At 70.2% G+C, this 1,320-nt stretch carries 1 protein-coding gene; it reads right to left on the bottom strand.

What is annotated here, in order from left to right; translation table 11 throughout:
* Positions 1 to 7: 7 nt before the first annotated feature.
* Positions 8 to 1,066, bottom strand: coding sequence for an IS110 family RNA-guided transposase (locus DKT68_RS00050; protein WP_109815407.1), 1,059 nt, complete (start codon positions 1,064 to 1,066; stop codon positions 8 to 10).
* Positions 1,067 to 1,320: the final 254 nt, after the last annotated feature.

A 1,320-nucleotide genomic window follows, 5' to 3' on the forward strand; every position in this document is an offset into this window, starting at 1 on the left:
GACGCTCCTATGCCGCGTCAAGTGGTTGGGGTGGGGTTTCCAGGCGTCGGTAGATTTCGCGGGCGACGTAGCGTTTGAGGCAGCGTTTGATCTCGCGGTCGGTTTTGCCTTGGGCGCGACGGCGGTCGGCGTAGGCGCGGGTGTCCTCGTCGCGTTGTAGCCGGGTCAGGACGATGGTGTGCAGGGCGCGGTTGAGTTGGCGGTCTCCTGAGCGGTTGAGCCGGTAGCGGACGGTCTTGCCGGATGAGGCGGGAATCGGTGCGGCGCCGGCGAGCATGGCGAACGCGGCGTCGTCGCGGCAGCGTCCGGGGTGGGACCAGGCGGTGAGCACGGTGGCGGCGACGATCGGTCCGACGCCGGTGAGGGTGAGCAGGTCCGGTCGCCAGGTGCGGACGATCGTGCGGATCGCTTTTTCGTGTTCGGTGGCTTCGGCTTCGAGGAAGCGGACGCGGCGGGCGAGGTCCCGTAACACGGTCAGGCTGGTGAACACGTCGACGTCCGTGTTGCTGGTGGGGCGTAGTCGGGTGGCGGTGGTGAGCATGATCCGGGTGCTCTGGCCGCGGAAGCGGGCCCGGACCACCTCGGGGGCGGTGATCACCAACGCGTGCAGCTGCCGTTGGGCGTCGGCGCTGGCTTCCACGGCCGCTCGGCGGGCGGTCAGCCGCACCTGCAGCGCTGCTCGTTGCGCGCCGGTCTTGGGCTGCGCCAGTCGCGTGCGGGCCAGAGCGTCGCGGGCGGCGCGTTCGGCGTCGATCGGGTCGGACCTCGCCCCGGCACGACGGGCCGGGCGCTGCGGCCGGTCCAGCTCGACGACCAGTTCACCGGCGACGGTCAGATGCCGGGCCAGGCCGGCGCCGTAGCCGCCGGAGCCTTCCAGCGCCCAGGCCCGCAGACCCGAATGTTGCCCGGCCAGAGCCACCAGCTGCGCGTAACCGTCCGGGTCCGTGGTCACCGTGACCCGGGCCAGCACCCCGCCGGTGCGGGTATCCAGCACCGCAGCGGTGTGGGTGTCCTTGTGGGTGTCGACGCCGATGACGACCTCCACCACATCTGCCAGCATGGACATGCGTTCTCTCCTCACCGTGGGGACGCAAGGGTCCGGTCCGGTGCGGAGATGGCAGGACTGTGATGGGACACGCCAGCCGCTAACTGGCGGTCAAGCTCCTGATCAGGCCAACGTCTCCCGCCGGGCCGGCGCCGGCAGCAGCGGACGGACAAGTCCTCTCGAAGGCACAAAGCCAGTCAGGCCAAGAGTCACGTCCACTACTGCCGACCATCAGCCCATCACCTCCGGGCCAACCCGGCCAGCCTCACAGTCAG

The organism is Micromonospora acroterricola (assembly GCF_003172955.1).
Lineage (GTDB): Bacteria > Actinomycetota > Actinomycetes > Mycobacteriales > Micromonosporaceae > Micromonospora > Micromonospora acroterricola.

Excerpts from the sequence above, each read along its gene's own strand:
- DKT68_RS00050 (WP_109815407.1), bottom strand. The coding sequence starts at position 1,066 with ATGTCCATGCTGGCAGATGTGGTGGAGGTCGTCATCGGCGTCGACACC.